Source organism: Kosakonia sp. BYX6 (assembly GCF_038449125.1).
In the GTDB taxonomy this organism is placed as follows: Bacteria; Pseudomonadota; Gammaproteobacteria; order Enterobacterales; family Enterobacteriaceae; genus Kosakonia; species Kosakonia calanthes.
Genome location: NZ_CP151800.1, coordinates 355,525 through 381,664 on the forward strand (window position 1 = coordinate 355,525; position 26,140 = coordinate 381,664).

A 26,140-nucleotide genomic window follows, 5' to 3' on the forward strand; every position below is an offset into this window, starting at 1 on the left:
TTACTTCTTCGCTTTCAGCTTTTTCTGCCAGATAAGCAGCTCAAAAACACCGAACAGGAAAACGCGAATCTGCTCGGCTTTGCTCATTTGCGGGCCGTCTTTCGGCAGCGCGGTTTTCAGCATGGTGGCCTGCAACGCGTGCATAAACACGGTAAAGACGAGGGCGACATTAACGAAAATATTCAACGGGCGTGGAAACGGTTTGATCAGATTTAAAATCAGAAAGGCCCAGATACAGAGCATCATCAGACGCCCCAAATTAATCAGCAGCGGCATGCTTCTCTCCTTGTGCTTCGCGGTGATACAAACGATACGCCACCTGGCCCGCGACTTTTTCCCGGTGTAATTGCCAGTGCGCAGGCACTGGCGGTAAGCCATTTTCAACTTCGCTTTCTATATAGACTAGCGCGTCATCCGCGAGCCAGCCGTTGTTTTCCAGCAAACGCACGGTCTCTTCCAGCATGCCTTTGCGAAACGGCGGATCGATAAACACAATGCTGTGCGGCGTGCCTGTTCCGGCTAAAAAGGTCAGCGTATTGGTGTTAACCACTTTTGCATTGCTGACTTTTAGCGTCGCCAGATTCTGCTGTAACTGTTGTGCGACGCTGCGTTCCATTTCTAACAAGGTCGCGCTGGCGGCGTAGCGGGAAAGCGCTTCCAGCCCTAATGCGCCGCTTCCGGCGAAGCAATCAAGGCAGTGGGCGTCGACCATTGACGGTGCCAGCCAGTTAAATAAGGTTTCACGCACACGATCGGTGGTCGGGCGCAGGCCAGGGCTGTCGGGAACCGGTAATTTTCGGCCCCGCCACTGCCCGCCAATAATACGTATTTGCCCGCTGGCTGCACGGTTGGGTTTCTTCATTGTCATCGCTTTGCTCATCATTTCGGCCTGCTATTCTAGCGGTCTGATGAGTGACGTTAAACCCTAATCCTCAGGCCGTGATGCGCGTTCAGGAAAGTGGTAGACTATCCGACTAATTCACAAATGATTTCAGTCCTGGTCGAGCGAACAGGCTGCGCCATAGAATCAACAGCGAGGAGTGTGGTCGCCAATGGCAAATGAAAAGAAACGTGGCTTTTTTTCCTGGCTGGGCTTTGGGCAGAAAGAGCAGGCCGATGAGGCGCAATCTGAACAGCAAAATGTGACAGAACAGCCGGTTGAAGAAACACCGGTTGTTGAACCTGTTGCCGACAGCGAAAAATTCGCCGAAGAGGTTGTTGAAGTCAGCGAACAACTGGCGCACGAAGAAGAGGTGCAGCCGGAACCGGAAGCGGTTGTTGTTGAAGAAACACCTGTTGCCATTGAGCATGAAGAGCTGCCGCTGCCGGAAGAGGTTATCGAGCAGGAACCTGGCGCGGAAGAGTGGTTGGCAGAAGCTGAACCGCTAGAAGAGCTGGTTTATGAAGAAGACGCGCCGCTGAGCGACGAAGAGCTGGACGCGCAGGCGTTGGCCGCTGAAGCCGCAGAAGAAGCGGTGATGGTTGTGCCGGAGGAAGAGACAGCACAAGAGCAAGAGAAACCGACTAAAGAGGGTTTCTTTGCGCGTTTAAAACGTAGTCTTCTGAAAACCAAAGAAAATCTCGGTTCCGGATTTATCAGTCTGTTCCGCGGCAAAAAGATCGACGATGATCTGTTTGAAGAGTTGGAAGAGCAACTGCTGATTGCCGATGTCGGCGTGGAAACCACGCGCAAAATCATCACCAATTTGACGGAAGGCGCGAGCCGCAAGCAACTGCGTGACGCCGAAGCGTTGTACGGTCTGCTAAAAGATGAGATGAGCGATATCCTCGCGAAAGTGGATGAGCCGCTGAATATTGAAGGCAAAACCCCGTTTGTTATTTTGATGGTCGGTGTTAATGGCGTGGGTAAAACCACTACCATTGGTAAGCTGGCGCGTCAATTTGAACAGCAGGGCAAATCGGTAATGTTGGCGGCGGGCGATACCTTTCGCGCGGCGGCGGTTGAGCAGCTTCAGGTTTGGGGCCAGCGCAACGACATTCCGGTGATTGCTCAGCATACCGGTGCGGATTCCGCCTCGGTCATTTTTGATGCTATCCAGGCGGCGAAAGCGCGCAATGTGGATGTGCTGATTGCAGATACCGCCGGTCGTCTGCAAAACAAAGCGCACCTGATGGAAGAGCTGAAAAAAATTGTGCGTGTGATGAAGAAGCTGGACGAAGACGCGCCGCATGAAGTGATGCTCACTATCGATGCCAGCACCGGGCAAAATGCGATAAGCCAGGCCAAACTGTTCCACGAAGCGGTAAGTTTGACCGGTATTACGCTGACCAAGCTTGACGGCACCGCGAAAGGCGGCGTTATTTTCTCAGTGGCGGATCAGTTTGGCATTCCTATCCGCTACATTGGTGTCGGCGAACGTATAGAGGATTTGCGTCCGTTTAACGCGGGCGATTTTATAGAGGCGCTTTTTGCCCGAGAGGATTAACAATGATTCGCTTTGAACATGTCAGCAAAGCCTATCTCGGTGGGAGACAAGCGTTGCAGGGGGTAACTTTCCACCTGCAACAGGGCGAGATGGCCTTTCTGACCGGGCATTCCGGCGCGGGGAAAAGTACCCTGCTGAAGCTTATCTGTGGGATTGAACGGCCAAGTGCCGGGAAAATCCTGTTCAGCGGCCATGATATTACCCGCCTGAAAAACCGGGAAGTGCCGTTTTTGCGCCGGCAAATTGGCATGATTTTCCAGGATCACCATCTGTTGATGGACAGGACGGTGTTCGATAACGTGGCGATCCCGCTGATCATCGCGGGCGCAAGCGGTGACGACATCCGCCGTCGCGTGTCGGCGGCGCTGGATAAAGTCGGGCTGCTCGACAAAGCGAAAAGCTTCCCGATCCAACTTTCCGGCGGTGAACAACAGCGCGTTGGCATTGCCCGCGCGGTCGTGAATAAGCCAGCGGTTTTGTTGGCGGATGAACCGACCGGTAACCTGGATGACGCATTGTCTGAAGGGATTTTACGTCTGTTTGAGGAGTTTAACCGCGTTGGGGTGACGGTGCTGATGGCGACGCACGATCTGGGGCTGATTTCCCGTCGTTCGTACCGCATGCTGAGCCTGAGCGACGGCCATTTGCATGGAGGCCTGGCGGGTGAATAAGCGCGACGCACTAAACCACATTCGGCAATTCGGCAATCGATTTGACCGTTTTCGTAAACCGTCATCGTCCTCGGGCGATGGCAATCGCAGCGCGCCTCGCCGTAGCAAAGCGGTGACTCGCGCGCCTTCGCGTAAAACCAATGTCTTTAACGAACAAGTGCGTTATGCCTGGCATGGCGCATTACAGGATCTGAAAAGCAAACCGCTGGCGACGTTCCTGACGGTGATGGTTATCGCCATTTCCCTGACGCTGCCAAGCGTTTGCTACATGGTTTACAAAAACGTTAATCAGGCGGCATCGCAGTATTATCCGTCGCCGCAAATCACCGTCTATTTCGACAAAGCGCTGGATGACAACGCCGCTCAGCAGGTTGTTGGGCAGCTTCAGTCCGAACAGGGCGTGGAAAAGGTCAATTATCTTTCCCGCGAAGATGCGCTCGGCGAGTTTCGCAACTGGTCTGGTTTTGGCGGCGCGTTAGATATGCTGGAGGAAAACCCGCTGCCTGCCGTGGCGGTTGTGGTGCCAAAACTCGATTTCCAGAGCACGGATTCATTGAATACGCTGCGCGATCGCATCACCCGAATTCAAGGTATTGATGAAGTGCGCATGGACGACAGCTGGTTTGCGCGTCTGGCATCGTTGACCGGGCTGGTGGGGCGCGTCTCCGCAATGATTGGCGTATTGATGGTTGCCGCCGTGTTCCTGGTGATCGGCAACAGCGTGCGGCTGAGTATTTTTGCGCGTCGCGACAGCATTAATGTGCAGAAACTGATTGGCGCCACGGATGGATTTATCCTGCGCCCCTTCCTGTATGGCGGTGCACTGCTGGGTTTCTCTGGCGCGTTCCTGTCGTTGATTTTGTCCGAGATTCTGGTAATGCGCTTGTCATCCGCGGTAACGGAAGTGGCTAAGGTGTTCGGTACGCAGTTTGAGCTAAGCGGGTTGTCGTTCGACGAATGTCTGCTGCTGCTATTAGTATGCTCAATGATTGGTTGGATCGCGGCCTGGCTGGCGACCGTTCAACATTTACGTCACTTTACTCCGGATTAAAAAATCTTTGGTATACTCTTTCTCTGCACGTGAAGTATTCCCGTTGCAGGGAAAGCGTACTACCACTTCTGACGTTCCTTGCTTCGGTTTATCATCCTTATGTCACAATTTGTGCGTAATTTATTCACAACCCGACAGGGAACTTGTGGATAAAATCACTGTCTGATAAAACTGTGAATGCTATTCTCGTTGCTCAAAAGCGCTGGCATGTTTGTTGCCTGATGGGGACAGACCGCCGCCAGTCGAAAGTGAATTGAGAGGATTTGAATGACCAAAGAAATGCAAACTTTAGCTTTAGCCCCTGTTGGCAACCTGGAATCTTACGTCCGGGCCGCTAACGCATGGCCGATGTTGACGGCTGATGAAGAGCGGGCACTGGCTGAAAAGCTGCATTACCAGGGCGATCTGGAAGCAGCGAAAAAGCTGATTCTGTCTCACCTGCGCTTTGTTGTTCATATTGCTCGTAACTACTCGGGCTATGGTCTGCCGCAGGCGGATCTCATCCAGGAAGGAAATATCGGCCTGATGAAAGCCGTACGTCGCTTCAACCCTGAAGTCGGTGTGCGTCTGGTTTCCTTCGCCGTGCACTGGATCAAGGCTGAGATCCACGAGTATGTGTTGCGCAACTGGCGTATCGTAAAAGTCGCGACCACCAAAGCACAGCGTAAGCTGTTCTTTAACCTGCGCAAAGCCAAGCAGCGTTTAGGCTGGTTTAACCAGGATGAAGTGGAAATGGTTGCTCGCGAACTGGGCGTAACCAGCAAAGATGTGCGTGAAATGGAATCGCGTATGGCGGCTCAGGACATGACTTTCGATATGTCTTCTGACGACGATGCGCAGGACAGCCAGCCGATGGCACCGGTGCTCTACTTACAGGATAAATCGTCTAACTTTGCCGATGGCATTGAAGATGATAACTGGGAAGAGCAGGCGGCCAATAAGCTGACTGATGCGATGAAAGGGCTCGATGAACGTAGCCAACAAATCATCCGCGCCCGTTGGCTGGACGAAGATAACAAGTCCACGCTACAAGAACTGGCCGACCGTTACGGCGTTTCTGCCGAACGTGTGCGACAGCTCGAAAAGAACGCGATGAAAAAACTGCGCGCCGCTATTGAAGCGTAAGCGTTTGCAGTAACTAAGCCGGGTCAGCGCAAGCTCACCCGGCTTTTTGTTGCCTGATTTATCCTGCCGAAAATAATCTTTTAGCCTTCTGGCTTCTGTCACATCGCGAGAGTAAAGCTGTCCTGTCGGAGAGCTTCCGCTTGCGCGAGACTGAGTGAAACAGCGCATTGCCAAAGGCGCTATATACTTGGTATGCGGGCACACACAGACAGGGGACAATAAGGTGAAAAATAACGAATTACATCAGCGCCGTTTACAGGCGACGCCGCGCGGGATTGGGGTGATGTGTGGTTTTTACGCTGAGAAAGCGGAAAACGCCACGCTATGGGATGTGGAAGGCAACGAGGTCATCGATTTCGCCGCCGGGATTGCGGTACTCAACACCGGGCATCGGCATCCGAAAGTGATGGCGGCGGTAGAAAAACAACTCCAGGCATTCACACATACCGCGTACCAAATTGTTCCTTACGAAAGCTATGTTTCACTGGCCGAGCGCATTAACGAACGCGTTCCGGTCGAAGGTCCGGCGAAAACCGCTTTCTTCTCAACGGGTGCGGAAGCGGTGGAAAATGCCGTCAAAATCGCCCGCGCCTACACCAAACGTCCCGGCATTATCACCTTCGGCGGCGGTTTCCACGGCCGTACATTTATGACCATGGCACTGACAGGCAAAGTTGCGCCATACAAAATCGGCTTCGGCCCGTTTCCCGGTTCGATTTACCACGCGCAATACCCGAATGCACTGCACGGTGTCAGCACTGACGACGCGATGAAAAGCCTGGAGCGGATCTTTAAAGCGGATATCGCGGTGGATCAAGTCGCGGCCATTTTGCTGGAGCCGGTACAGGGCGAAGGCGGTTTCAACGTGGCGCCGGCAGATTTTATGCAAGCGCTGCGTAAGCTGTGCGATGACCACGGCATTCTGTTGATCATTGATGAAGTGCAGAGCGGTTTTGCCCGTACCGGCAAACTGTTTGCCAGCGAGTATTACGATGTGAAGCCGGATCTGATCACCATGGCAAAAAGCCTTGCGGGTGGTTTGCCGCTGTCGGCTGTTGCCGGGCGTGCGGACGTGATGGATGCGCCTGCGCCGGGCGGGCTTGGCGGCACCTATGCGGGTAACCCGCTGGCGGTCGCGGCGGCGCATGCAGTGCTTGATGTTATCGAAGAAGAAAACCTGTGCGAACGCGCCAACCAATTGGGCAAACACTTGGTTGAGGTGTTGACCCATGCCAAAGCGCAATGTCCATATATCGCGGAAATCCGCGCGCAGGGTTCGATGGTGGCGGTGGAGTTTAACGATCCGCAAACTGGCGCGCCATCACCGGAATTTACCAGGCAAGTTCAGGACAAAGCGCTGGCAGCCGGGCTGTTGTTACTCAGTTGCGGCGTTTACGGCAACGTCATCCGTTTCCTCTATCCTTTGACCATTCCGGAAGTTCAATTCCGAAAAGCGCTGGATATTATCCACCAGTCGCTGACCCGCTAATTATTCAGCCGCCTTATGGGCGGCTTTCTGACTTTGTGTCATCTCTCTGTCGCACAACCTTCAAAATTGCTATTCCATATTCCAAAAAATGGGGTATGTTTTAGCAGACTATGCTGCTCAGGCACGGGCAATATGGCTAATAACGACTATCATATTCTTTGCTTATGATGATAAGCGAAACAATGTGCCACACAACAACATCACAACAAATGCAAAAACCATAACAATGGGGAATATCAGGATGAAAATGAAGGGCAAAGCGTTACTGGCAGGATGTATTGCGTTAGCAATGAGCAACGTGGCATTCGCCAAAGATATTAAAGTTGCCGTTGTTGGTGCTATGTCCGGTCCGGTTGCGCAGTATGGTGACCAGGAATTTACTGGTGCTGCGCAGGCTATCGCAGACATCAATGCGAAGGGCGGCATCAAAGGCGACAAACTGGTTGCGGTGAAATATGACGATGCCTGTGACCCGAAACAAGCGGTTGCAGTAGCAAACAAAGTGGTCAACGACGGCATCAAATATGTTATCGGTCACCTGTGCTCCTCTTCTACTCAGCCTGCGTCTGATATCTACGAAGACGAAGGTATTCTGATGATCACGCCTGCTGCGACAGCGCCTGAGCTGACCGCGCGTGGTTACAAACTGACGCTGCGCACGACCGGCCTGGATTCCGACCAGGGCCCGACCGCCGCGAAATACATTCTGGACAGCGTGAAACCGCAGCGCATCGCGGTTATTCACGACAAACAGCAGTATGGTGAAGGTCTGGCGCGTGCCGTGCAGGATGGCCTGAAAAAAGGCGGCGCGAATGTGGTGTTCTTTGACGGTATCACCGCAGGCGAGAAAGATTTCTCTACGCTGGTGGCGCGTCTGAAGAAAGAGAATATCGATTTTGTTTATTACGGTGGCTACCACCCGGAAATGGGCCAGATCCTGCGCCAGTCTCGCGCTGCGGGCCTGAAAACCAAATTCATGGGGCCAGAAGGTGTGGCGAACGTTTCGCTGTCCAACATCGCGGGTGAATCAGCGGAAGGCATGCTGGTCACCAAGCCGAAGAACTACGATCAGGTTCCGGCGAACAAACCGATTGTGGACGCGATCAAAGGCAAGAAACAGGATCCGAGCGGCGCATTCGTGTGGACCACCTACGCCGCGCTGCAATCGCTGGCCGCTGGTCTGAACCAGTCTGATGATCCGACAGAAATCGCGACTTACCTGAAAGGCCACACCGTGGATACCGTTATGGGGCCGTTGTCCTGGGATGAGAAGGGCGACCTGAAAGGGTTTGAGTTTGGTGTGTTTACGTGGCATGCGAACGGCACTGCAACTGATGCCAAGTAACTGATGTTATGCCGGATGGCGCTAACGCTTATCCGGCCTACATTCGTGGTTAGGGATTTGAATAACCGGCCTACGTTCAGCGTCGTAGGCCGGATAAGGCGAAGCCGTCACCCGGCATTTTTTTAGCGTTTTTCCCAGCCGTTTTTCTGCGCCGTAAAACCCAATACTTGAGTAAAAGCGGCCATCACACTTCTGTCTTCCACGCCGACATCGGTTATCCACCAACTGGTGATGGCCGGGTTATCACGCATTACTTCTTCCACTAAATATTTCCCCACACCGCGACGACGGGTGACATCGCGTACACGCAGTGAATCCAGCGCGCCTTCAGTGCCGCGTAACGTTACGCGAACGGCCGCCAGCAAGCGATCGTTAAAGCGTGCCGCGTAAATCCGGTGCGTGTCGTCTACCTCAAGAGACGCGGGGGAGTACTCCGGCCAGACTTTTGCCAAATCAATCTGATCCTGCTCGGTGAAGTTCACCAGTCGGATAATCGTCAATTTCATGTACAGCTTGTCCAAAACGCGAAACATAGTGTGAGTGTAATCAATTTCGCATAGCAGGGACGGAGAGATTTTTATTTTTGATTCAACAGGCGAATAGTTTTATCGCAGCCGCTCGGCTAGCGTGAAACGTTGGAGATCGAAAAACAGGCAGCATTTTAACCTAATTGGTAGCGTTTTATTCCGCTTTAAGTCCCGTTATTTTATGCTGATATCGGGACTTTTTTTGTTTATCTCGGATTAAATACAGAATATTATCTCTGCTTAATCGCCTGAAAAATAGAGGATTTAATGTGGTTTTTGCCAAAAGACTACGCTAAACCATTAAAGGCACAGGGAAAAACAGCGTTGTGCATTAAAAGTACAGAATGCTTTTTAACCATAAAAAAACAAAATATTCACACAACATCACGAATGGGGATCAAATCGAATGAAAAGGAACGCGAAGACATTTATCGCGGGAATGGTTGCACTTGCGATGTCTCACGCGGCCATGGCAAAGGATATTAAGGTTGCGGTTGTGGGTGCGATGTCCGGTCCGGTTGCTCAATGGGGCGATATGGAATTCAACGGTGCGCGCCAGGCTATCGCAGATATCAACGCCAAAGGCGGAGTCAAAGGCGACAAACTGGTCGCCGTAGAATATGACGACGCCTGTGACCCGAAACAAGCCGTTGCCGTCGCCAACAAAATCGTTAACGACGGCGTGCAATATGTCATTGGTCATCTCTGCTCATCATCCACACAGCCCGCTTCCGATATCTACGAAGACGAAGGCATTCTGATGATCACGCCCGGCGCGACCAACCCGGAACTGACCCAGCGCGGTTATCAACACATTATGCGCACCGCAGGGCTGGACTCCTCCCAAGGGCCGACCGCCGCGAAATACATTCTCAACACGGTGAAACCGCAGCGCATCGCGATCATTCATGATAAGCAGCAGTATGGCGAAGGCCTGGCGCGTTCCGTACAGGAAGGGCTGAAAGCTGGCAACGCGAATGTGGTGTTCTTCGACGGCATCACCGCGGGTGAGAAAGATTTTTCTGCACTCGTTGCGCGCTTGAAAAAAGAAAATATCGATTTTGTCTACTACGGTGGTTATTACCCGGAGATGGGACAAATGCTGCGCCAGGCGCGCGCCAGTGGTCTGAAAACCCAATTTATGGGGCCGGAAGGCGTCGGTAACGCTTCGCTGTCGAATATCGCGGGCGATGCCGCCGAAGGTATGCTGGTTACCATGCCGAAGCGCTATGACCAGGATCCGGCGAATCAGAGTATTGTTAATACGCTGAAAGCACAGAAGAAAGATCCGAGCGGCCCGTATGTGTGGATCACTTACGCCGCTGTGCAGTCGTTGGCGACCGCGCTGGAACGCACCGGCAGCAGTGAGCCGCTGGCGCTTATCAAAGATTTAAAAGCCAACGGGGCTAAAACCGTTATAGGGCCGCTGAACTGGGATGAAAAAGGCGATCTGAAGGGATTTGAATTTGGTGTCTTCCAATGGCACGCCGATGGTTCGTCTTCCGTGGCGAAATAACTGTCATCCCTCTCTCCGGGCGCAACGTTCGGAGAGATTCAAGAAGGTTATGTTATGTCCGAGCAGTTTCTCTATTTCTTGCAACAGATGTTTAACGGCGTAACGCTGGGAAGCACCTACGCATTGATCGCCATCGGTTACACCATGGTTTACGGCATTATCGGCATGATTAACTTCGCCCACGGCGAGGTCTACATGATCGGTAGTTATGTCTCCTTTATGATTATCGCCGCGCTCATGATGATGGGCATTGACACCAGTTGGCTGCTAGTGGCTGCGGGCTTCGTCGGCGCCATCGTCATTGCCAGCGCCTACGGTTGGAGCATTGAACGAGTGGCCTATCGCCCGGTGCGCAGCTCCAAGCGCCTGATTGCGCTGATCTCCGCCATCGGTATGTCCATCTTCTTGCAAAACTACGTCAGCCTGACCGAAGGTTCGCGCGATGTGGCGTTGCCGAGCCTGTTTAACGGCCAGTGGACGGTGGGCAGCAGCGAAAACTTCGCCGCCACAATCACTACCATGCAGTTGGTTATCTGGATCGTCACCTTTGTCGCCATGCTGGCGCTGACGGTGTTTATCCGTTATTCCCGCATGGGCCGCGCGTGCCGTGCGTGTGCGGAAGATTTGAAAATGGCCAGCCTGTTAGGCATCAACACTGACCGCGTTATTGCGTTGACCTTCGTGATCGGCGCGGCAATGGCGGCGGTTGCGGGCGTGCTGCTCGGCCAGTTCTACGGTGTTATCAACCCGTATATCGGTTTTATGGCGGGCATGAAGGCCTTCACCGCAGCCGTTCTAGGCGGGATCGGCAGCATTCCTGGCGCGATGATCGGCGGCCTGATTTTAGGCGTGGCGGAAGCCCTCTCTTCGGCGTACTTGAGCACCGAATATAAAGATGTGGTCTCGTTCGCGCTGTTGATCGTGGTGCTGCTGGTGATGCCGACCGGCATTCTGGGTCGCCCGGAGGTTGAAAAAGTATGAAACCGATGCATTTTGCGATGGCGCTGCTTTCCGCCGTCATGTTCTTCATCCTGGCGGGCGTTTTTATGGGCGTCCAACTGGAGCTGGATGGCACCAAACTGGTGGTTGATACTGCGGCGGATATCCGCTGGCAGTGGATCTTTATCGGCACCGCAGTGGTTTTCTTTTTCCAGTTACTGCGTCCCGTTTTCCAGAAAAGCCTCAAGGGTGTTTCCGGGCCGAAATTTGTCTTGCCTGCGATTGATGGCTCGACGGTAAAACAGAAACTGTTCCTGCTGGCGCTGTTGGTGATCGCCGTGGCGTGGCCGTTTATGGTGTCGCGCGGCACGGTGGATATCGCCACCATGACGATGATTTATATCATCCTCGGCCTGGGCCTGAACGTGGTTGTGGGTCTTTCTGGCCTGCTGGTGCTGGGTTACGGCGGTTTTTACGCTATCGGCGCGTACACCTTTGCGCTGCTGAACCACTATTACGGCCTCGGCTTCTGGACCTGCCTGCCGCTCGCCGGGCTGGTGTCTGCCGCCGCCGGTTTCCTGCTTGGCTTCCCGGTGCTGCGTTTGCGTGGCGACTATCTGGCGATTGTGACGCTGGGTTTCGGCGAAATCGTGCGTATTTTGCTGCTCAATAACACCGAAGTGACCGGTGGTCCGAACGGCATCAGTCAGATCCCTAAACCAACGCTGTTTGGCCTGGAGTTCAGCCGTTCCGCGCGTGAAGGCGGCTGGGATACGTTCAGTAACTTCTTTAACGTGAAATACGATCCGAGCGACCGCGTGGTGTTCCTTTACCTCGTGGCGCTGCTGTTGGTGGTGCTGACGCTGTTCGTGATTAACCGCCTGCTGCGTATGCCTTTGGGCCGCGCGTGGGAAGCGCTGCGCGAAGATGAAATCGCCTGCCGCTCGCTGGGCCTCAACCCGACGCGCATCAAGCTGACGGCATTTACCATCAGCGCCGCGTTCGCCGGTTTTGCCGGAACGCTGTTTGCCGCTCGCCAGGGCTTTGTCAGCCCGGAATCTTTCACCTTCGCCGAATCCGCGTTTGTTCTGGCGATTGTGGTGCTGGGCGGTATGGGCTCGCAGTTTGCGGTGATCCTCGCGGCGATTTTGCTGGTGGTTTCTCGTGAATTGATGCGTGACTTCAATGAATACAGCATGTTGATGCTGGGTGGTTTGATGGTACTGATGATGATCTGGCGTCCGCAAGGCTTGCTGCCGATGACCCGTCCGCAGTTGAAATTGAAAAACGGGCAAGCGAAAGGAGAGCAGGCATGAGTCAGCCATTGTTATCCGTAAACGGCCTGATGATGCGTTTTGGCGGCCTGCTGGCCGTGAACAACGTCGCGCTGGAACTGCGTTCGCAGGAGATTGTCTCGCTGATTGGCCCGAACGGCGCAGGTAAAACCACGGTGTTCAACTGTCTTACCGGTTTTTATAAACCGACCGGCGGCACCATTATGCTGCGCGACCAGCATCTCGCAGGGCTGCCTGGCCAGCAAATCGCGCGCATGGGCGTGGTGCGCACGTTCCAGCATGTTCGCCTGTTCCGTGAAATGACGGTGATTGAAAACCTGCTGGTGGCGCAACATCAGCAACTGAAAACCGGCGTTTTCTCCGGTCTGCTGAAAACCCCGGCCTTTCGTCGCGCGCAGAGTGAAGCGCTGGATCGCGCAGCCACCTGGCTCGACCGAATCGGTTTGCTAGCCCATGCAAACCGCCAGGCCAGCAACCTCGCTTACGGTGATCAGCGTCGTCTTGAAATTGTCCGCTGCATGGTGACACAGCCGGAAATCCTGATGCTGGATGAACCTGCGGCAGGGCTGAACCCGAAAGAGACGAAAGAACTGGACGAGTTGATTGTCGAGCTGCGTAACCATCACAACACCACGATTCTGCTAATTGAGCATGATATGAAACTGGTGATGGGTATTTCTGACAGGATTTATGTGGTGAACCAGGGAACGCCGTTGGCGAACGGGACGCCGGAAGAAATTCGTAACAATCCGGACGTGATCCGCGCATACCTGGGTGAGGCATAAGATGGAAAAAGTGATGTTATCTTTTGACAAAGTCAGTGCTCACTACGGCAAAATCCAGGCGCTGCATAATGTCAGTCTGCATATTAATCAGGGCGAAATCGTCACCCTGATTGGCGCGAACGGCGCGGGTAAAACCACGCTGCTCGGTACGCTCTGCGGCGATCCGCGGGCGAGCAGCGGACAAATTGTGTTTGATGGCAAAGAGATTACCGACTGGCAGACCGCAAAAATCATGCGCGAAGCGGTGGCGATTGTGCCGGAAGGACGCCGCGTTTTCTCACGTATGACCGTTGAAGAGAACCTGGCGATGGGTGGCTTTTTTGCCGACCGCGATCAGTATCAATCCCGTATCAAATGGGTTTATGAGCTGTTTCCACGCTTGCATGAACGCCGAATCCAGCGGGCGGGTACCATGTCCGGTGGTGAGCAACAGATGTTGGCGATTGGCCGTGCGTTGATGAGCCAGCCGCGTTTGTTGCTGCTGGATGAACCTTCGCTGGGGCTCGCGCCGATCATCATTCAGCAGATCTTCGACACCATCGAACAACTGCGTAAAGAAGGGATGACCATCTTCCTCGTCGAGCAGAACGCTAACCAGGCGCTGAAGCTCGCCGATCGCGGCTATGTGCTGGAAAACGGCCACGTGGTGCTGGAAGATACCGGCGAAGCGTTGCTGGCGAACGAAGCCGTGCGCAGTGCTTATCTGGGTGGGTAATTCGTTGTCGTAAAAACTTCAAAACCGGTCTCAAAAGGACCGGTTTTTTGTCTGAAAAACACCCGGCTGCGATGCTGCCAGATTGTTTGATGGGATATGATGCGCGCGGCGCTTGAGGCTTTTTGCCTCATGGCGGTTTGTAGAACGTTGTGCGGCAGAAAGAAGAAAGCCCCGAGTTATTTTTCAATTAACCCGAGGCTATCCGAATGCCTGAGAACATCAGACTAGCCTCTTACCCGCCGAAAGGCAAGGAGCCGAAGGCTATGAAGCAACCGCAAGAAACCCTGATCTGGTGCGTATTCATCCTGTGTTTCACACTGTTGATATTCACTTACCTGACGCGGAAATCGCTGTGTGAAATCCGCTATAAGGATACCGATCGGGAGGTGGCCGCTTTCATGGCTTACGAATCCGGTAAGTAGCAACCTGGGGCAGGGAGCAATCCCTGCCTTTCAGGTCGTGATGAAGTCAGGACATAGTGCCCGAGCGCCTTTATAAAGGGCTTCTCTGTTTGCAGGGAAGCCCTTTTGCTTTTTCGGTATAGCCGAAACGTATCCCTGATTTTCCGCCATTTTTCCTTCACCGTTTCATCATCCCAGCGACATTTTCCTGACGCCTGGTTGTCATCTATTTGTAATTAAATAGTTATTTTTCTGTCATTCGAGCGTGTCATGTTACCTCGCGAGCATAAAAGCGTGATATCGCGCATCCCGTATAACAAGAGAGAGCACAATGACAACGTTACGACATACAGCTTTGGGTCTGGCGATGGGATTAGTTTTTGCAGGCAACGCCATGGCCGCAACCACCATTCCGTTCTGGCATTCAATGGAAGGGGAGTTAGGTAAAGAAGTTGACTCCCTGGCGCAACGTTTCAATGAAACCCACCCGGATTACAAAATCGTGCCGGTGTACAAAGGCAACTACGAGCAGAGCCTGAGCGCCGGTATCGCCGCTTTCCGTACCGGCAACGCGCCGGCCATTTTGCAGGTTTATGAAGTGGGTACCGCCACCATGATGGCCTCGAAAGCCATCAAACCGGTGTATCAGGTATTTAAAGATGCGGGCATCAACTTTGACGAAAGCCAGTTTGTACCGACCGTTTCTGGCTATTACACCGATTCTAAAACCGGCCATTTGCTCTCTCAGCCGTTTAACAGCTCCACGCCGGTGCTTTATTACAACAAAGACGCCTTTAAAAAAGCGGGCCTGAACCCGGATCAGCCGCCGAAGACCTGGCAGGATCTGGCCGAGTACACCGCCAAACTGAAAGCCGCTGGGATGAAATGTGGTTACGCCAGTGGCTGGCAGGGCTGGATCCAGATTGAAAACTTCAGCGCCTGGCACGGCCTGCCGGTAGCGACCAAAAATAACGGTTTTGACGGTACTGACGCGGTGTTGGAATTCAATAAACCGGAACAGGTAAAACATATCGCCATGCTGGAAGAGCTGAACAAAAAAGGCGATTTCAGCTACTTCGGTCGTAAAGACGAATCCACCGAGAAGTTTTACAACGGCGATTGCGCCATCACCACCGCCTCTTCCGGTTCGCTGGCGGATATCCGCCACTACGCCAAATTTAACTACGGCGTTGGCATGATGCCCTACGATGCGAACGTAAAAGGCGCGCCGCAGAACGCCATTATCGGCGGAGCAAGTTTGTGGGTGATGCAGGGTAAAGACGATGCGACTTACAAAGGCGTGGCGCAGTTCCTCGACTTCCTGACGAAACCGGAAAATGCCGCCGAATGGCACCAGAAAACCGGTTACCTGCCAATCACCACTGCGGCCTATGATTTGACGCGTCAGCAGGGCTTTTATGACAAAAATCCAGGTGCCGATATCGCGACGCGCCAGATGCTGAACAAGCCGCCGTTGGCGTTCACCAAAGGTATGCGTCTGGGCAACATGCCGCAGATCCGCACCCTTGTTGATGAAGAACTGGAAAGCGTATGGACCGGCAAGAAAACCCCGCAGCAAGCACTGGATTCCGCAGTTGAACGCGGTAACCAACTGCTGCGTCGCTTCGAGCAGTCGACAAAGTCTTAATTAAAAAAAGCCGGGTAGCGCTTTGATTGCCGGATGGCGCGGGCGCTTATCCGGCCTACAAGCCCGGCAAATGCGATCCTGCTACTCGGCGTTTTCTTAAAAAGAGCCTGTTTATGTCCTCATCCCGTCCGGTGTTTCGTTCACGCTGGCTTCCCTACTTGCTGGTTGCGCCGCAACTGGCGATCACGATTATTTTCTTTATCTGGCCTGCGGGCGAGGCGCTGTGGTATTCGGTGCAAAGCGTCGATCCGTTCGGGCTATCCAGCCAGTTTGTCGGGCTGGATAACTTTGTGGCGCTGTTTCACGACAGCTACTACCTGGATTCTTTCTGGACGACAATCCGCTTTAGCGCGCTGGTGACATTCAGCGGCCTGCTGGTGTCGCTGTTTTTTGCCGCGCTGGTGGATAACGTGGTGCGCGGCAGCCGGATCTATCAAACGCTGATGCTGCTGCCATACGCCGTTGCGCCTGCCGTTGCCGCCGTGCTGTGGATTTTCCTTTTCAACCCAGGACGCGGGTTGATCACCCATGCGCTGGAGCAGTTTGGCTACAACTGGAACCACGCGCAAAACAGCAGCCAGGCGATGTTTTTAGTGGTGTTCGCTTCAGTCTGGAAGCAAATCAGCTACAACTTCCTGTTTTTCTTCGCTGCGTTGCAGTCGATTCCCCGTTCCCTGGTCGAAGCCGCCGCCATTGATGGTGCCGGGCCAATTCGCCGCTTCTTCAAGCTGTCGCTGCCGTTGATCGCGCCGGTCAGTTTCTTCCTGCTGGTGGTTAACCTGGTGTACGCCTTCTTTGACACGTTTCCGGTTATTGATGCCGCAACGGCGGGCGGGCCGGTGCAGGCGACCACCACGCTGATTTATAAAATCTATCGCGAAGGTTTTGCCGGGCTGGATCTCTCCGCTTCTGCGGCGCAGTCGGTAGTGCTGATGTTGCTGGTGATCGTGCTGACGGTAGTTCAGTTCCGCTATGTCGAAAGTAAGGTGCGTTACCAATGATTGAGAATCGCCCAGGGCTGACGCTGTTCAGCCATATCATGCTTATTCTCGGTATTGCAGTGGTGCTGTTTCCGCTGTATGTCGCGTTTGTTACCGCGACGCTCGATATCAACGCGGTGTATGACACGCCAATGACCTTAATTCCTGGCGGCCATCTGTGGGAAAACCTGCGCAACATTTGGGTGAACGGTATTGGCGTGAACAGCGCGCCATTCTGGTTGATGCTGACCAACAGTTTCGTGATGGCGTTTGTCATCACGGTGGGAAAAATCGCCGTCTCAATCTTGTCGGCCTTCGCCATTGTTTGGTTCCGCTTCCCGCTGCGTAACCTGTTCTTCTGGATGATTTTCAGCACGTTGATGCTGCCGGTTGAAGTTCGAATTTTCCCGACGGTGGAAGTGATCGCCAACTTGAAAATGCTCGACAGCTACACTGGCCTGACTTTACCGCTGATGGCTTCCGCCACCGCGACGTTTCTGTTCCGCCAGTTCTTTATGACGCTGCCGGACGAGTTATTGGAAGCGGCGCGCATTGACGGCGCCTCGCCGATGCGTTTTTTCCGCGACATCGTGCTGCCGCTCTCGAAAACCAATCTCGCGGCGCTATTCGTTATCACCTTTATCTACGGCTGGAACCAGTATCTGTGGCCGTTGCTGATCATCAGCGACGTCAACCTTGGCACTGCTGTGGCGGGCGTGAAGGGCATGATCGCCAGCGGCGAAGGCACCACGCAATGGAACCAGGTGATGGCAGCCATGTTGCTGACGCTGATCCCCCCAGTCGTTATCGTTTTAGCCATGCAGCGCGCGTTTGTGCGCGGCCTGGTCGACAGTGAGAAATAAGATGGCAGGATTAAAATTACAAGCGGTCACGAAAAGTTGGGACAGCGGCAAAACTCAGGTGATTCAACCGCTGACGCTGGACGTCGCCGACGGCGAATTTATTGTGATGGTGGGTCCGTCGGGCTGCGGCAAATCGACGCTATTACGCATGGTGGCCGGGCTGGAGCGCGTTTCCAGCGGTGATATCTGGATTGATCGCCAGCGCGTGACGGAAATGGAACCGAAAGATCGCGGTATCGCGATGGTGTTCCAGAATTATGCACTCTACCCGCATATGAGCGTCGAAGAGAACATGGCCTGGGGGTTGAAAATCCGCGGTATGGGCAAAACGCATATCGCCGGACGTGTTGCGGAAGCGGCGCGCATTCTTGAACTCGATGGGCTGTTAAAACGCCGTCCGCGCGAGCTTTCCGGCGGCCAGCGTCAGCGCGTCGCAATGGGCCGCGCCATTGTGCGCGATCCGGCGGTGTTTCTGTTCGATGAACCGCTCTCCAACCTGGATGCCAAACTGCGCGTGCAGATGCGCCTTGAGTTACAGCAACTGCATCGTCGGCTGAACACCACGTCACTGTATGTTACCCACGATCAGGTGGAAGCGATGACGCTGGCGCAGCGCGTGTTGGTGATGAACAAAGGTGTCGCCGAGCAAATCGGGACGCCGGTTGAAGTCTATGAAAAGCCCGCCAGCCGGTTTGTGGCGAGCTTTATCGGCAGCCCGGCGATGAATCTTTTGGAAGGTCGCATCAGCAGTGCCGGAACGCACTTTGAGCTGGATAGCGGCATGGCGCTGCCCATCAACTGGTATTATCGCGGCTATGCCGGGCGCAAAATGACCTTAGGTATCCGCCCGGAACATATTGCGCTAAGCTCACAGGCCGCAGGCGGCGTACCGCTGGTGATGGACACGCTGGAGATGCTCGGCGCAGATAACCTGGCGCACGGTCGCTGGGGCGAGCAAAAACTGGTGGCGCGTCTGGCGCATCATGAACGCCCAACGCCCGGCAGCACGTTGTGGCTGCATTTGGCGGAAAATCACCTGCACTTATTTGATGGTGAAACAGGACAACGCGTATGAATAACTGGCCCTATCCACATATCGTCGCCCATCGCGGCGGCGGCAAACTGGCACCGGAAAACACGCTGGCGGCAATTGATGTCGGCGCGCGGTACGGCCACACGATGATTGAGTTCGATGCCAAGCTGTCGAAAGACGGGCAGATCTTTTTGCTGCATGACGACAACCTTGAGCGCACCAGCAACGGTTGGGGTGTAGCGGGCGAACTGGCATGGAGCGATTTGCTAAAAGTGGATGCGGGAAGTTGGTTCGGCGGCGAATTCAAAGGCGAACCGCTGCCGTTGCTCTCGGAAGTGGCGAACCGCTGCCGTCAGTACGGCATGATGGCGAATATCGAAATCAAACCCAGCACGGGTACCGGAACCTTGACTGGCAAGGTGGTCGCGCTGGCTGCCCGCGAATTGTGGGCAGGCATGATCCCGCCGCTACTCTCTTCTTTTGACATCGACGCGCTGGAAGCAGCACAACAAGCCGCACCGGAACTGCCGCGCGGTCTGCTGCTTGATGTGTGGCGCGATGACTGGCAAGCGATCACCACCCGCTTAGCCTGCGTTTCCATCCATCTCAATCATAAGCTGTTGGATGAGGCGCGGGTACGCATGCTGCGCGACGCGGGGTTACACATTCTGGTGTACACCGTTAACCAACCCGCGCGGGCGGCAGAGCTGCTGCGCTGGGGTGTCGATGCTATCTGCACGGATAACATCGACACCATCGGGCCGCATTTTCAGCCTTAAGGCGTTGTCGACGGCGGTGCGCTTTGCAGCATGCCGCCGTTCTGACTCTGTGGCAGCATATGTTGCTGCTGCGTATTTACCCCACCGTTGCTAATTCCCTCGCTGAGCATCCCGCCGCTTGTGTTGGGGAGCACTTGCTGGCGGCTGGGATTGCGCTCCCCCGGCTGTGCCTGCCTTACGCGTTGCGAGTTGTTGTTAATCTGCGATTGCAATTGCTGCTGTTGCAGGCGGTTCTGCGACTCCCTCTGCTGTTTCAACATGCCTTGTTGTTGCTGTTGCTGGTTAAGCATTTGCGTCTGCATCCGCTGCTGGCTGGGGATCACATAGCCCGGCTGGTTAGGGTTATTGGTCGTGTTGACCGGCTGCGCGAAAGCGGTAAAAGGCAATAGCGCCGCCACAATAATCAAATGTTTCATGGTGATTTCCTCCTATTGAGGCTCTCTATAGTTTACTCGTTTTCATTCATGGCAATGATTTTTTAAGAGTTGTGAACCAGGATTAAGCGGGAACTGTAGCCCTTCTTTGTGGAGAACGACGATGATCAAACAGCAGTTTGCGCGTTGGGTGGCGATCGCCGCTCTGACGGCGGGAGGATGTTTTAGCGTAGGCGCCGCGCCGCCACCGGCACCTGCTTCCGCTCCCGTCTCATACGGTGTTGAGGCCGATGTTTTTCACCCGGTAGTCGCCAAACAGGGCATGGTGGCCTCTGTCGATGACACCGCCACCCGCGTCGGTGTGGAGATCCTCAAGCAGGGCGGTAATGCGGTGGATGCGGCAGTTGCGGTGGGTTATGCGCTGGCGGTAACGCATCCGCAGGCCGGTAATATTGGCGGCGGGGGCTTTATGATGATCCGCACCAAAGAGGGCAACGTGACCGCCATCGACTTCCGCGAAATGGCACCCGCCGCGGCAACGCGCGATATGTTTCTTGATGATCAGGGCAACCCGGATAGTAAAAAATCCCTCACTTCGCATCTGGCGTCCGGCACGCCCGGTACTGTCGCCGGTTTCTCAATGGCGCTGGAAAAATACGGCACGCTGCCATTGAACAAAGTGGTGCAACCGGCCATTAAACTGGCGAAACAGGGCATTGTGGTGAACGATGCGCTGGCTGAAGACCTGAAAACTTACGGCAGTGAAGTATTGCCGAACCATGAAAACAGCAAAGCCATTTTCTGGAAAGATGGCGAACCGCTGAAGAAGGGCGACAAACTGGTACAGAGCAATCTTGCTAAAAGCCTGGAATTGATTGCCGAAAAAGGTCCGGATGGCTTTTATAAAGGCACTGTTGCTGAACAAATCGCGCAGGAGATGAGCAAGAACGGCGGTCTGATGACCAAAGAAGATTTGGCGAATTACAAAGCCGTGGAGCGCACGCCGATAAGCGGCGACTACCGCGGTTACCAGGTTTACTCCATGCCGCCGCCATCATCTGGCGGGATCCACATCGTCGAAATCCTCAATATTCTGGAGAATTTCGATCTGGCGAAATATGGCTTTGGCAGCGCCGACGCCATGCAGGTGATTACCGAGGCGGAAAAATACGCCTATGCTGACCGTTCCGAATACCTTGGCGACCCGGACTTTGTGAAAGTGCCGTGGCAGGCGCTGACCAACAAAGCGTACGCCAAATCCATTGCGGCACAGATTGACGTCAACAAAGCGCGGCCTTCCAGCCAGATCCGCCCCGGCAAGCTGGAGCCGTACGAAAGTAACCAAACTACCCACTTTTCAGTGGTGGATAAAGACGGCACCGCCGTCGCGGTCACTTACACGCTGAATACCATTTTCGGCACCGGTATTGTCGCGGGTAACACCGGGATTCTGATGAATAACGAAATGGATGATTTCTCCGCCAAGCCGGGCGTGCCCAATGTTTACGGGCTGGTCGGTGGCGATGCGAACGCGATTGGGCCGGGCAAACGCCCGCTCTCTTCGATGTCGCCCACGATTGTGCTGAAAGAGGGTAAAACCTGGCTGGTCACCGGCAGCCCTGGCGGCAGCCGAATTATTACTACTGTGCTGCAAATGGTGCTGAACACTATCGATTTTGGTATGAACGTGGCAGAAGCGACCAACGCGCCGCGTTTCCATCATCAATGGTTGCCGGATGAGTTGCGCGTCGAGAAAGGCTTTAGCCCGGATACCTTGAAACTGCTGGAGCAGAAAGGGCAAAAAGTGGCTGTGAAAGCGTCGATGGGCAGCACGCAGAGCATTATGGTGGCACCGGATGGCACGCTGTATGGCGCATCTGATCCGCGCACGGTGGATGATTTAACCGCCGGATATTAATGCGTTTCCCTCTCCCGACCGGGAGAGGGCATTCACCTTTTTATTTCAACCGCGCCATAGGGTTCGGCATCGCGCATTTGAGCCTGGCGTATCACTATCTCGCTCATCCTGGTTCTTCTTTTTGGTGGGTTAATGCTTAACATTCCGACCTTTAGAACGAAGCGCCAACTGCCATTTTTTGCAAAAAGGGGTGGACAAGTGCGAATGATAATGATTATTATTGCCGTGCGTTCAGGTAACCCGTTGCGGTGAACCTGAAAGCACGACATTGCTCACATTGCTTCCAGTATTTCTTAGCCAGCCAGGTGCTGGCTTTTTTTTTGCCTGTTATTCAGCGCGCGTCTTTTTTATCGGACTTTTCGGTTTTCTCGTTCACCGCCGCGCTTTTCGTCGCCTGCGAGTTCAGCTTCGCCTGGCCCGAGAAAGTGCCGCCTTTCTTGATGGTTAATGCGCTGTAGGTCAGCACGCCGGTAATGGTGCCGTTTTCTTCGATATTGATCGTTTCGCTGCGACATTCACCGTTTACCGTACCGTCGATAAACAACTCGCGGCAGGAAATATTCCCTTCAACTACGCCGTTACGCATAATCCTGATGATGTTGTCTTTTGCGTCGATATTGCCAGTAATGGTGCCGAAAACCTGAACCTGGCCTGACGAGGTGACATTGCCGACAAAATGCGTACCGCTGGCAAACACCGTATTCTGTTTCTCTTCCCGCGGCGTCTCTTTCTCGGTATTCAGTGGCGAACTGACCGTCGGCGATGAGGGCTGTTTTGGATTTTTTTGTTTACCGAACATTGCATTAACCTGGTGTTGATTTGTGTGTAAGAAGAAGCCGAGAAGCGTTAGCGCTGCCGCAACCTGAGCCCATAGCTGTGCGTTCATGCACCAGCTCGCCAGTGCGAACACCCAAAAAGCGAGTGCGAGATTCAAATAACGATATTGCCTTTCCATGGTGTGTTGCGCGCAACTCCCTGCGTGGTGGGTGCTTCTGACCCGTGGAATGAACAAGAGCGATCTCCTGCCGGGAGTGTTATGCGGGAAGCTGTGCGGAGGGTCAAGGGGGCGGGGAGAAATTAGGATTCTGTAAATTACTAATATGCATAACATTAATCGATAACCGGATTGTTCAGGGTTCTGCTCCATCGGTCCTTGCGTTAAGGTAAGACTGATATTCAGCAAAGGACACGATCATGACCTTACATTGCGCATTTATTGGGTTTGGGAAAAGTACCACCCGCTATCACCTGCCGTATGTACTCAACCGTAAAGCCACCTGGAACGTGGCGCATATCTTCCGCCGCCACCCGAAGCCGGAAGAGCAGCACCCGCAATATCAACATATTCATTTCACCAGCGATCTTGATGATGTGCTGAACGACCCGAAGGTTAAGCTGGTGATCGTTTGCACCCACGCTGACAGCCATTTTGACTATGCGAAACGGGCGCTGGAGGCGGGTAAAAATGTGCTCGTGGAAAAGCCGTTTACCCCGACCATGGCGGAAGCTATCACCCTGTTTGAGCTGGCGAAAAGCAAAGGCCTGACGGTTTCGCCGTACCAGAATCGCCGCTTCGATTCCTGCTTTCTCACCACTAAAAAAGTGATTGAAAGCGGCAAATTGGGCGATCTCGTTGAAATCGAAAGCCATTTTGATTATTTCCGCCCGGTGGCGGAAACCAAGCCAGGCTTGCCGCAAGATGGCTCCTTTTATGGCCTTGGCGTGCATACCATGGATCAAATCATTTCGCTGTTTGGTCGCCCGGATCACGCCGCTTATGACATCCGCAGCTTGCGTAATAAAGCCAACCCTGACGATACGTTTGAAGCGCAACTGTTCTACGGCGATTTAAAAGCCATCGTCAAAACCAGCCATCTGGTGAAGATCGATTACCCGAAATTTATTGTCCACGGCATCAAAGGCTCGTTTATCAAATACGGTATCGACCAGCAGGAAACCAGCCTGAAGGCCAATATTATGCCGGGTGAACCAGGGTTTGCCGCTGATGACAGCCTCGGCATTCTTGAGTATGTGAATGCGGCGGGCGAAACAGTACGCGAAGAAATCACCCCTGAAACCGGCGACTATGGCCGCGTGTATGATGCGCTCTATGCCACGATCGCCAGCGGTGTGCCAAATTATGTCAAGGAATCTGAAGTTCTCACTAACCTTGAACTGTTAGAACGGGCCTTCGAACAGGCCTCACCGACCACGATAACCCTTGCGAAGTAAGGGGAAAAGACTCCTCTGTTGTTGTTCATTTTTTTTGAATAGAGGGGTCAATTTTCACCCTCTATGATTGCGCAACAATTGCGTCCACACTTACCCCATCGAAAACATACGGGGGTAAAAACATGATCTTCTTACGCAAAGCAAATGACCGTGGTCACGCAAATCATGGCTGGCTGGATTCCTGGCATACCTTCTCGTTTGCCAACTATTACGACCCGAATTTTATGGGATTCTCGGCACTGCGCGTGATTAACGACGACGTGATCGATCCGGGCCAGGGTTTTGGTACTCACCCGCATAAAGACATGGAAATCCTGACGTATGTGCTGGAAGGCACGGTTGAGCACCAGGACAGCATGGGCAACAAAGAGCAGGTTCCGGCGGGTGAATTCCAGATTATGAGCGCTGGTACCGGTGTGCGTCACTCTGAATACAACCCAAGCGAAACCGAGCGTTTGCACCTGTACCAAATCTGGATCATTCCAGAAACTAACGGCATTACGCCGCGCTACGAGCAGCGCCGTTTCGACGCCGCGCAGGGCAAACAACTGGTGCTGTCACCGGAAGCGCGCGACGGTTCGCTGAAAGTGCATCAGGATATGGAGCTTTACCGCTGGGCGCTGTTGAAAGATGAGCAGTCCATTCACCAGATCAGCGCTGACCGCCGCGTGTGGATCCAGGTGGTGAAAGGTAACGTTACTATTAACGGCACCAAAGCGACCACCAGCGATGGCCTGGCGATTTGGGACGAGCAGGCAATTTCGGTTCACGCCGATAGCGACAGCGAAATTCTGCTGTTCGATCTGCCAGCGGTTTGATGCAGCGTAAATAAATCACGCAACCTTCTGGTTTTGGCCGGAAGGTTGCGCGTTGTCCGTGATAGACTGAAAAAATCTCTCTCAGTCTAAAATGTCAGGACGATGAAAAAGAAAAGACCCGTACTTCAGGATGTGGCAGATCGTGTTGGCGTGACCAAAATGACGGTCAGCCGTTTTTTGCGTAACCCGGAACAGGTGTCCGTGGCGTTACGTGGCAAAATCGCCGCTGCGCTTGATGAACTGGGCTACATTCCCAATCGCGCTCCCGATATTCTCTCCAATGCCACCAGCCGGGCGGTTGGCGTGCTTCTCCCTTCTCTCACCAACCAGGTTTTCGCTGAAGTATTACGCGGTATTGAAAGTGTGACGGACGCGCACGGCTACCAAACGATGCTCGCGCACTACGGCTACAAAGCGGAAATGGAAGAGGAGCGTCTGGAATCGATGCTCTCCTGGAACATTGATGGCTTGATCCTCACCGAACGTACACATACACCTCGCACGCTGAAAATGATTGAAGTGGCAGGTATTCCGGTCGTGGAACTGATGGACAGCCGTTCGCCGTGCCTGGATATCGCTGTCGGGTTCGACAACTTCGAAGCCGCCCGGCAAATGACCGCCGCCATTCTCGCGCGCGGCCATCGTCGTGTGGCTTACCTCGGCGCACGTCTGGATGAACGTACTATCATCAAACAGCAGGGTTACGAGCAGGCGATGCTGGATGCCGGGCTTACGCCGTACAGCGTGATGGTGGAACAATCTTCCTCTTACACCGCCGGGATTGAGCTGATGCGCCAGGCGCGCCGCGAGTACCCGCAACTTGACGGGATTTTTTGCACGAACGATGACCTCGCCGTTGGCGCGGCGTTTGAGTGCCAGCGTCTCGGGCTAAAAATTCCACAAGATATGGCAATCGCCGGGTTCCACGGTCACGACATTGGCCAGGTGATGGAGCCGCGTCTGGCGAGCGTGCTGACGCCACGTGAACGCATGGGGCGTATCGGTGCTGAACGGTTGCTGGCGCGCATTCGTGGTGAAGCAGTTACGCCGAAAATGTTAGATTTAGGTTTCACTTTGTCACCAGGTGGATCTATTTAGTCTGACAAATTTGAAGTAGCTCACAGTTATTTATTTCTGGCACGAATGGATATTGCTTCTCCAGAACCCCGGCAGGACAATGTTACCGATA

26 protein-coding genes are annotated in these 26,140 nt (G+C 53.9%); 21 read left to right on the top strand and 5 right to left on the bottom strand.

All coding sequences use genetic code 11. The features are described from left to right. Together AAEY27_RS01480 and rsmD are read right to left on the bottom strand one after the other, a co-directional pair. On the bottom strand, positions 1-270 hold the full coding sequence (locus AAEY27_RS01480; protein ID WP_342325431.1) for a DUF1145 family protein: 270 nt from the start codon (positions 268-270) through the stop codon (positions 1-3). Next, the gene (rsmD, locus tag AAEY27_RS01485) at positions 260-862 is read right to left on the bottom strand and encodes a 16S rRNA (guanine(966)-N(2))-methyltransferase (RefSeq protein WP_342323199.1); all 603 of its coding nucleotides are present in this window, start codon (positions 860-862) and stop codon (positions 260-262) included. The genes AAEY27_RS01480 and rsmD overlap by 11 nt, the downstream gene beginning before the upstream one ends. A 190-nt stretch (positions 863-1,052) precedes the next feature. Between rsmD and ftsY the strand changes: the two genes are divergently transcribed. The 6 genes from ftsY to AAEY27_RS01515 all read left to right on the top strand — a co-directional run bounded on the left by ftsY (position 1,053) and on the right by AAEY27_RS01515 (position 8,128). Then, the gene (ftsY, locus tag AAEY27_RS01490) at positions 1,053-2,447 is read left to right on the top strand and encodes a signal recognition particle-docking protein FtsY (protein WP_342323200.1); all 1,395 of its coding nucleotides are present in this window, start codon (positions 1,053-1,055) and stop codon (positions 2,445-2,447) included. Between the two features lie 2 nt (positions 2,448-2,449). Then, complete coding sequence (gene ftsE / locus AAEY27_RS01495) at positions 2,450-3,118, top strand: cell division ATP-binding protein FtsE (protein ID WP_342323201.1); 669 nt, start codon at positions 2,450-2,452, stop codon at positions 3,116-3,118. Beyond that, complete coding sequence (gene ftsX / locus AAEY27_RS01500) at positions 3,111-4,169, top strand: permease-like cell division protein FtsX (RefSeq protein ID WP_342323202.1); 1,059 nt, start codon at positions 3,111-3,113, stop codon at positions 4,167-4,169. The genes ftsE and ftsX overlap by 8 nt, the downstream gene beginning before the upstream one ends. Positions 4,170-4,436: 267 nt before the next feature. Then, on the top strand, positions 4,437-5,294 hold the full coding sequence (rpoH, locus tag AAEY27_RS01505) for an RNA polymerase sigma factor RpoH (RefSeq protein WP_342323203.1): 858 nt from the start codon (positions 4,437-4,439) through the stop codon (positions 5,292-5,294). A gap of 223 nt (positions 5,295-5,517) precedes the next feature. Beyond that, on the top strand, positions 5,518-6,783 hold the full coding sequence (locus AAEY27_RS01510) for a 4-aminobutyrate--2-oxoglutarate transaminase (protein ID WP_342323204.1): 1,266 nt from the start codon (positions 5,518-5,520) through the stop codon (positions 6,781-6,783). Positions 6,784-7,024: 241 nt separating this feature from the next. After that, the gene (locus AAEY27_RS01515; RefSeq protein WP_342323205.1) at positions 7,025-8,128 is read left to right on the top strand and encodes a branched-chain amino acid ABC transporter substrate-binding protein; all 1,104 of its coding nucleotides are present in this window, start codon (positions 7,025-7,027) and stop codon (positions 8,126-8,128) included. Between the two features lie 122 nt (positions 8,129-8,250). Here AAEY27_RS01515 and panM read toward each other — a convergent pair whose 3' ends face one another. Continuing rightward, the gene (gene panM, locus AAEY27_RS01520) at positions 8,251-8,634 is read right to left on the bottom strand and encodes an aspartate 1-decarboxylase autocleavage activator PanM (protein WP_342323206.1); all 384 of its coding nucleotides are present in this window, start codon (positions 8,632-8,634) and stop codon (positions 8,251-8,253) included. A gap of 427 nt (positions 8,635-9,061) precedes the next feature. On the opposite strand from panM, the gene livK reads away from it, so the two are divergent. The 11 genes from livK to ugpQ all read left to right on the top strand — a co-directional run bounded on the left by livK (position 9,062) and on the right by ugpQ (position 19,609). Beyond that, positions 9,062-10,171: a high-affinity branched-chain amino acid ABC transporter substrate-binding protein LivK gene (gene livK / locus AAEY27_RS01525; RefSeq protein WP_342323207.1), complete on the top strand. Its 1,110-nt coding sequence runs from the start codon at positions 9,062-9,064 to the stop codon at positions 10,169-10,171. A gap of 54 nt (positions 10,172-10,225) precedes the next feature. Then, the gene (gene livH / locus AAEY27_RS01530; protein ID WP_342323208.1) at positions 10,226-11,152 is read left to right on the top strand and encodes a high-affinity branched-chain amino acid ABC transporter permease LivH; all 927 of its coding nucleotides are present in this window, start codon (positions 10,226-10,228) and stop codon (positions 11,150-11,152) included. Further along, complete coding sequence (gene livM, locus AAEY27_RS01535; protein ID WP_342323209.1) at positions 11,149-12,426, top strand: branched chain amino acid ABC transporter permease LivM; 1,278 nt, start codon at positions 11,149-11,151, stop codon at positions 12,424-12,426. Before livH ends, livM begins: the two co-directional genes overlap by 4 nt. Beyond that, positions 12,423-13,190, top strand: coding sequence for a high-affinity branched-chain amino acid ABC transporter ATP-binding protein LivG (gene livG / locus AAEY27_RS01540; protein ID WP_342323210.1), 768 nt, complete (start codon positions 12,423-12,425; stop codon positions 13,188-13,190). The genes livM and livG overlap by 4 nt, the downstream gene beginning before the upstream one ends. 1 nt (position 13,191) lies before the next feature. Next, positions 13,192-13,905, top strand: coding sequence for a high-affinity branched-chain amino acid ABC transporter ATP-binding protein LivF (gene livF / locus AAEY27_RS01545; protein WP_342323211.1), 714 nt, complete (start codon positions 13,192-13,194; stop codon positions 13,903-13,905). 302 nt (positions 13,906-14,207) lie between these two features. Further along, entirely contained in the window at positions 14,208-14,327 is a 120-nt protein-coding gene (locus AAEY27_RS01550; RefSeq protein WP_342325433.1) for a type I toxin-antitoxin system Hok family toxin, read from the top strand. 310 nt (positions 14,328-14,637) lie between these two features. Continuing rightward, complete coding sequence (gene ugpB, locus AAEY27_RS01555) at positions 14,638-15,954, top strand: sn-glycerol-3-phosphate ABC transporter substrate-binding protein UgpB (RefSeq protein WP_342323212.1); 1,317 nt, start codon at positions 14,638-14,640, stop codon at positions 15,952-15,954. A gap of 113 nt (positions 15,955-16,067) precedes the next feature. Further along, a complete protein-coding gene (gene ugpA / locus AAEY27_RS01560) occupies positions 16,068-16,955 on the top strand; it encodes a sn-glycerol-3-phosphate ABC transporter permease UgpA (RefSeq protein WP_342323213.1) in 888 nt (295 codons plus the stop codon). Beyond that, positions 16,952-17,797, top strand: coding sequence for a sn-glycerol-3-phosphate ABC transporter permease UgpE (ugpE, locus tag AAEY27_RS01565; protein ID WP_342323214.1), 846 nt, complete (start codon positions 16,952-16,954; stop codon positions 17,795-17,797). The genes ugpA and ugpE overlap by 4 nt, the downstream gene beginning before the upstream one ends. A 1-nt stretch (position 17,798) precedes the next feature. Further along, positions 17,799-18,872: a sn-glycerol-3-phosphate import ATP-binding protein UgpC gene (locus tag AAEY27_RS01570; protein ID WP_342323215.1), complete on the top strand. Its 1,074-nt coding sequence runs from the start codon at positions 17,799-17,801 to the stop codon at positions 18,870-18,872. Further along, on the top strand, positions 18,869-19,609 hold the full coding sequence (gene ugpQ / locus AAEY27_RS01575) for a glycerophosphodiester phosphodiesterase (protein ID WP_342323216.1): 741 nt from the start codon (positions 18,869-18,871) through the stop codon (positions 19,607-19,609). Before AAEY27_RS01570 ends, ugpQ begins: the two co-directional genes overlap by 4 nt. Here ugpQ and AAEY27_RS01580 read toward each other — a convergent pair. Next, positions 19,606-20,025: a DUF2756 family protein gene (locus AAEY27_RS01580; protein WP_342323217.1), complete on the bottom strand. Its 420-nt coding sequence runs from the start codon at positions 20,023-20,025 to the stop codon at positions 19,606-19,608. The genes ugpQ and AAEY27_RS01580 overlap by 4 nt on opposite strands. A gap of 121 nt (positions 20,026-20,146) precedes the next feature. Here AAEY27_RS01580 and ggt point away from each other — a divergent pair, with 121 nt between their 5' ends. Continuing rightward, positions 20,147-21,901: a gamma-glutamyltransferase gene (ggt, locus tag AAEY27_RS01585; RefSeq protein ID WP_342323218.1), complete on the top strand. Its 1,755-nt coding sequence runs from the start codon at positions 20,147-20,149 to the stop codon at positions 21,899-21,901. Between the two features lie 331 nt (positions 21,902-22,232). Here the strand turns inward: ggt and AAEY27_RS01590 are convergent, their stop codons facing one another. After that, complete coding sequence (locus tag AAEY27_RS01590) at positions 22,233-22,700, bottom strand: bactofilin family protein (protein WP_342323219.1); 468 nt, start codon at positions 22,698-22,700, stop codon at positions 22,233-22,235. A gap of 395 nt (positions 22,701-23,095) precedes the next feature. Here AAEY27_RS01590 and AAEY27_RS01595 point away from each other — a divergent pair, with 395 nt between their 5' ends. The 3 genes from AAEY27_RS01595 to gntR all read left to right on the top strand — a co-directional run bounded on the left by AAEY27_RS01595 (position 23,096) and on the right by gntR (position 26,049). Beyond that, the gene (locus tag AAEY27_RS01595) at positions 23,096-24,133 is read left to right on the top strand and encodes an oxidoreductase (protein WP_342323220.1); all 1,038 of its coding nucleotides are present in this window, start codon (positions 23,096-23,098) and stop codon (positions 24,131-24,133) included. 122 nt (positions 24,134-24,255) lie between these two features. Beyond that, positions 24,256-24,951, top strand: a complete 696-nt coding sequence (locus tag AAEY27_RS01600; protein WP_342323221.1) for a pirin family protein — start codon at positions 24,256-24,258, stop codon at positions 24,949-24,951. A gap of 102 nt (positions 24,952-25,053) precedes the next feature. Then, positions 25,054-26,049, top strand: a complete 996-nt coding sequence (gntR, locus tag AAEY27_RS01605) for a gluconate operon transcriptional repressor GntR (protein WP_342323222.1) — start codon at positions 25,054-25,056, stop codon at positions 26,047-26,049. Positions 26,050-26,140 lie beyond the last annotated feature (91 nt).

Bases quoted from the DNA above. Each gene is read 5' to 3' on its own strand.
- livK (WP_342323207.1), top strand. From the start codon at position 9,062: ATGAAAAGGAACGCGAAGACATTTATCGCGGGAATGGTTGCACTTGCG.
- AAEY27_RS01595 (WP_342323220.1), top strand. From the start codon at position 23,096: ATGACCTTACATTGCGCATTTATTGGGTTTGGGAAAAGTACCACCCGC.
- livG (WP_342323210.1), top strand. From the start codon at position 12,423: ATGAGTCAGCCATTGTTATCCGTAAACGGCCTGATGATGCGTTTTGGC.
- gntR (WP_342323222.1), top strand. From the start codon at position 25,054: ATGAAAAAGAAAAGACCCGTACTTCAGGATGTGGCAGATCGTGTTGGC.
- ftsE (WP_342323201.1), top strand. From the start codon at position 2,450: ATGATTCGCTTTGAACATGTCAGCAAAGCCTATCTCGGTGGGAGACAA.
- ugpB (WP_342323212.1), top strand. From the start codon at position 14,638: ATGACAACGTTACGACATACAGCTTTGGGTCTGGCGATGGGATTAGTT.
- livM (WP_342323209.1), top strand. From the start codon at position 11,149: ATGAAACCGATGCATTTTGCGATGGCGCTGCTTTCCGCCGTCATGTTC.
- livF (WP_342323211.1), top strand. From the start codon at position 13,192: ATGGAAAAAGTGATGTTATCTTTTGACAAAGTCAGTGCTCACTACGGC.
- rpoH (WP_342323203.1), top strand. From the start codon at position 4,437: ATGACCAAAGAAATGCAAACTTTAGCTTTAGCCCCTGTTGGCAACCTG.
- rsmD (WP_342323199.1), bottom strand. From the start codon at position 862: ATGAAGAAACCCAACCGTGCAGCCAGCGGGCAAATACGTATTATTGGC.
- ftsY (WP_342323200.1), top strand. From the start codon at position 1,053: ATGGCAAATGAAAAGAAACGTGGCTTTTTTTCCTGGCTGGGCTTTGGG.
- ugpQ (WP_342323216.1), top strand. From the start codon at position 18,869: ATGAATAACTGGCCCTATCCACATATCGTCGCCCATCGCGGCGGCGGC.
- AAEY27_RS01590 (WP_342323219.1), bottom strand. From the start codon at position 22,700: ATGTTCGGTAAACAAAAAAATCCAAAACAGCCCTCATCGCCGACGGTC.
- AAEY27_RS01515 (WP_342323205.1), top strand. From the start codon at position 7,025: ATGAAAATGAAGGGCAAAGCGTTACTGGCAGGATGTATTGCGTTAGCA.
- AAEY27_RS01570 (WP_342323215.1), top strand. From the start codon at position 17,799: ATGGCAGGATTAAAATTACAAGCGGTCACGAAAAGTTGGGACAGCGGC.
- AAEY27_RS01580 (WP_342323217.1), bottom strand. From the start codon at position 20,025: ATGAAACATTTGATTATTGTGGCGGCGCTATTGCCTTTTACCGCTTTC.
- ugpE (WP_342323214.1), top strand. From the start codon at position 16,952: ATGATTGAGAATCGCCCAGGGCTGACGCTGTTCAGCCATATCATGCTT.
- panM (WP_342323206.1), bottom strand. From the start codon at position 8,634: ATGAAATTGACGATTATCCGACTGGTGAACTTCACCGAGCAGGATCAG.
- ugpA (WP_342323213.1), top strand. From the start codon at position 16,068: ATGTCCTCATCCCGTCCGGTGTTTCGTTCACGCTGGCTTCCCTACTTG.
- AAEY27_RS01600 (WP_342323221.1), top strand. From the start codon at position 24,256: ATGATCTTCTTACGCAAAGCAAATGACCGTGGTCACGCAAATCATGGC.
- livH (WP_342323208.1), top strand. From the start codon at position 10,226: ATGTCCGAGCAGTTTCTCTATTTCTTGCAACAGATGTTTAACGGCGTA.
- ggt (WP_342323218.1), top strand. From the start codon at position 20,147: ATGATCAAACAGCAGTTTGCGCGTTGGGTGGCGATCGCCGCTCTGACG.